4 protein-coding genes are annotated in these 4148 nt (G+C 70.4%); 1 reads left to right on the top strand and 3 read right to left on the bottom strand.

All coding sequences use genetic code 11. The features are described from left to right. From VF697_RS33120 to pssA, 3 genes are all read right to left on the bottom strand, one after another. Positions 1–1479, bottom strand: a 1479-nt coding sequence (locus tag VF697_RS33120) for a hypothetical protein (RefSeq protein ID WP_331101281.1), incomplete at its 3' end; no start/stop codon positions are given. Continuing rightward, the gene (locus tag VF697_RS33115) at positions 1476–2741 is read right to left on the bottom strand and encodes a competence/damage-inducible protein A (protein ID WP_331101279.1); all 1266 of its coding nucleotides are present in this window, start codon (positions 2739–2741) and stop codon (positions 1476–1478) included. The genes VF697_RS33120 and VF697_RS33115, both read right to left, overlap by 4 nt. Before the next feature lie 55 nt (positions 2742–2796). Next, a complete protein-coding gene (gene pssA / locus VF697_RS33110; protein ID WP_331101277.1) occupies positions 2797–3630 on the bottom strand; it encodes a CDP-diacylglycerol--serine O-phosphatidyltransferase in 834 nt (277 codons plus the stop codon). A gap of 99 nt (positions 3631–3729) precedes the next feature. On the opposite strand from pssA, the gene VF697_RS33105 reads away from it, so the two are divergent. Then, on the top strand, positions 3730–4148 hold a 419-nt coding region (locus tag VF697_RS33105; protein WP_331101275.1), incomplete at its 3' end, for an alpha/beta fold hydrolase.

Here is a 4148-nt window from a genome sequence, read left to right as displayed (position 1 = left end):
CTCGGTGAAGCCCCGGAAGGCCACCGCGCCCCAGAAGTTCACCAGCACCCCGAGCGCCACTGCCGCCAGCACGGCCCGGTTGCGCAGCGACCAGCCGCCGATGGCGAAGAGGAGCAGGAGGTAGGGCGTGTAGTCGATGCTGAACCGGAAGCCGAACTGCATGTACCCGGTGTTCTGGTAGAAGAGCCCGGGCAGCGAGATGACGGCCACGGTGAGCCACAGCGGCCAGTGCAGGCGTGGACGCAGCTTCGGCACCACCAGGAAGACGAGCAGTGGCAGCGTCAGCAGCAGCGACAGGCCGTGCGGGTCGTAGCCCAGGCGCAGTGGGCTCAGCGAGATGCTCGGCAGCTTGAGGAAGGCCGCCTCCAGGTTGCGCTGGAGGTAGACCGGGTTGAAGAGGCCCCAGCGGTCGATGTCCACGTTGACGCGGTTGTTGTAGAGGAACGCGTGGCCGAACTCGCTCAGGCTGCCGAAGCGGTAGAGGTTGTAGGCCGCCGCCAGGAGCGCGAGCGGCGCGGCCCCCAGGGCGAACAGGCCCAGCTTGCGCAACGCGGGCTTGCCGTGCGCGCCCAGCTCGCGCAGCTGCGTGAGCCGGTCCGGCCCGGGGCACAGCGCCTCCAGGACGAATAAGAGGCCGGAGAACAGCAGCGGCGTGCGCGTGAGCGTGGCCATGGAGAAGAAGAGGCCCGCCAGCACCGGCCGGTGCGCGCGCACCGCGTTGCGCACGTAGAGGCAGGTGAAGGCCACGCCCATGACCTCGGCGCTGAACCACACCTCGCCGCGGATGGAGGCGTAGAAGAAGAGCGTGCCGAAGGCGAGGATGAGCGCCAACCCCACGTTTTCCGTGCGGTCTCGCGTCGTCTCCCCCTGCTTCGCGAGGAAGCGCACCAACGCATAGAAGAGCGCCACCGCCAGCGCTCCGACGATGACCCCGAATGAGGTGTCGTTGAACTGGTAGCCGTGCAGCGCCACGAAGGGCAGCATCACCACCGCCGGGAAGGACGGGAAGCTCACGAACCAGCGATCTCCCGCCCGGGGCCGGCCCTCGCACCGCACCTTCTGCCCCGACACCTCGCGCACGCACGCCCAGTCCTCGAGGTTCGGCAGCACCTCTGGGTCCAGGTCCAGCCGCCCCTCCAGCCACGCCTTCGCCTGGTACACGAAGTGCGGGGCCTCGCTCTGCCGCAGGAAACGCTGCGAGCTGAAGCTGGCCAGCACCGCGAAGCTCACCAGGAAGAGCACCACCTCCACCCGGTACGCCGCGAGCCACATGCGCAGCGCCGCCCCCACCCCGCCGCCTCCCGCGCCCGGGGGGACCGTGTGCTCCTGGGGCGTCGTCGGAGCGCCTGCCTCGGAGGGACGCTCGGGCGCGGGTGAGGCCGTCCGGGATTCGGTGGGCACCTCGGAAGTGGGCGAGGCGGGCTCTCGCTCTCGGGACGGGGCGGACGGCTTGGGACGCTTGGACTTGGAGCGGCTCATGGGGCGGAAGGCGCGGTCAGCAGGCGCTCACGCAGCAGCTCGAGCGCATAGGAGGCGGCGAAGAGACGCACGAGCTCTCGATCGCCTGAAATGGAGAAGCGCTCGCAGCGGGTGGGAGCCCCCTCCGTGGCGAGCGCACAATAGACAGTGCCCACGGGGTCCTCGGCAGTGCCCCCCGTCGGGCCCGCGAAGCCCGTCACGGACAGGCCATGGGTTGTCTTGCAGGCGGCGCGGATGCCCTCGGCCATCGCCACCGCCACTGGACTCGACACGGCCCCGTGGCGCTCCAGCAGCTCGGCCGGCACCCCGGCCCACGCCATCTTCATCTGCTCGGTGTAGACGACCGTGCCGCCTATCAGGAAGCTGCTCGCCCCCGGCACCGCGGTGAGCTGCGACGCGATGAGGCCTCCGGTGCAGCTCTCGGCCAGCGCCAGCGTGGCCCGGGCCTCCGTCAGCAGCCTCGCCACTACGCCCGTGTAGGTGTCTCCGTCCGCGCCGTACACCGCGAGGCCCAGCTCCGCCCGGGCAGCGGATTCGGCGGCGGCCAGGGCCGCCTCGGCCTCGGCCTGGGAGGGAGCCTCCGCCATCAGCTTGAGCTGGTTCTCCGGCGCGTGCGTGCGAAAGCCGAACACCACCCGGGGGTGCGCCGCGGCCAGCGGGGCCACGCGCGCGTCGAGCACGGACTCGGGGATGCCCACCGTGCGCAGCAGGCGGAATGCCCGGTGGGTGCGCTCCGACTGTTTCTCCAGCTCCGTGCGCACGCGCGGCAGCACCTCGCCGTCCACCAACGCCCGGTACTCGCGGGGTACGCCCGGGAGGAAGAAGAGCCGGCAGCCATCCATCCTGACGATGAAGAGGGGCGCGGCGCCCACGGGGTTGGGCACCACCTCCGAGCCCTCGGGCACGAGCGCCATGCGGGCCACGTTGGGTGTCAGCTCCCGGCCCCGCTTCGCGGCTCGCTCGCGGAGGAACTGGAGTGTCCGGGCGTCCTCGACGAGCGGCACGCCCGCGGCCTTCGCGGCGCACTCGGCGGTGAAGTCGTCCGAGGTGGGGCCCAGCCCGCCCGAGACGATGACCACCTCCGCGCGGGCGGCGGCCTCGCACAGGGCGCGCGAGATGTCCTCGCGCACATCTCCCACCAGCACCACCCGTGTCACCTTGATGCCCAGCTCGAAGAGCCGCGCCTCCAGGTAGGGGCTGTTGGTGTCGGGAGTCAGTCCGGTGACGAGCTCGTCACCGGTGCACAGCAGCTCGACGCGCATGGGCGGCGCATCCTAGCCGCACGCGCCTCCCCCAGCACGCACCAAGCCGCGGGAGCTACGCCACTTCCTGCTCGTCCTCGAGGTCCTCGTCCTCTTCCTCCAGGACGGTCGCGGCCAGGGCCACCCCGCCGCCGAGCTTCCGGGAGACGAGGTGCCGGCGCACCAGGAAGGCGGACTCGATGAGGCCGAAGGTCAGGTAGGCGAACGAGTAGGCCACCAGCACATAGGCCGGGTGGAACCGGGTGCCGATGATGACGCCACTGGCCAGCATCAGCATCAGCACGAGCGCCGAACGAGGAGACAGGCGCAGGTCCTTGAAGGTCCGGTAGCGGACGGTGGACACCATCAGCAGCGCGAGCAGGGTGGACGCCACGGCCACGGGGCCCCGGGCCGCATCCTCGAGCACCGCCCCGCTGGTGGCGGCATGGTGGGCGATGATCATCGAGACGAGCACGCCGGCGGCCAGGGGGATGGGCAGGCCGACGAAGAAGCTGCCCCCGCCCCCCTGGGGGCTGCGCATGGCGAGCACGTTGAAGCGGGCGAGTCGCAGCGCGCCGCAGGCGGCGAAGGCGAAGGCGAGGAACAGACCGGCAAAGCCGAGGGGCTCCAGCGCCCACTTGTAGACCAGGAGGCCGGGCGCGGCGCCGAACGACACCACGTCCGCCAGGCTGTCGAGCTGCATCCCGAAGTCGCTCTGGGTCTTCGTCAGGCGGGCAACACGGCCGTCAAACCCGTCGAAGAACATGGCGAAGAGGATGGCCAGGGCCGCCTGATAGAACTGCGTGGGGCCCGCCTGCCCCGCGCACAGCGTCATCGCGTAGAAGCCACAGAGGATGGAGGTGACCGTGAACAGGTTGGGCAGGATGAACATCAACTTGTGGGGTCTCATGCGTTCTCCTACCTCGTGGGGTGGAACTCGACCGTTCCGGGCAACGCGCGGATGAACGGACCATAGCAGGGTTTTATTTGCCCGATTCGCGGAGGGGAGATGGACGCAGTGCGTTGGACCCTGTGGGTGTTGGGAGCGGTGCTCGTCCTCGCGGGGGTGAATGTCCTGTGGGTGCTCGGGGTGCGCTGGTGGTACCGCCTGCGCACGACGCCTCCAGAGCGCCTGAAGGTCCGCTGCCAGGACGGCTGGGAGCTGACCGTCCATGAGCGGCGCGCCCCGCACCGGCGCTTCGAGGAGCCCGTGCTGCTGTGTCACGGGCTCGCCGCCAATCGCTGCACCTTCGACTTCGAGCCGCCCTACTCCCTGGCCCACTACCTCACCGAGGCCGGCTTCGACTGCTTCAGCGTGGAGTGGCGCGGCATCAGCTACTCGGAGCGCCCGCCCCAGGGGCGTCGGTGGCCGGACGTCACCGTGGATGAGCTCATCTCCCAGGATGGACCCGCCATCATCGAGGCGGT

It is taken from the genome of Archangium sp. (assembly GCF_036388035.1).
GTDB lineage: Bacteria > Myxococcota > Myxococcia > Myxococcales > Myxococcaceae > Archangium.
The sequence above is the reverse complement of the archived record's forward strand: the minus strand, read 5'-3'. Positions and strand labels throughout refer to the sequence as shown.

Excerpts from the sequence above, each read along its gene's own strand:
- VF697_RS33115 (WP_331101279.1), bottom strand. The coding sequence starts at position 2,741 with ATGCGCGTCGAGCTGCTGTGCACCGGTGACGAGCTCGTCACCGGACTG.
- pssA (WP_331101277.1), bottom strand. The coding sequence starts at position 3,630 with ATGAGACCCCACAAGTTGATGTTCATCCTGCCCAACCTGTTCACGGTC.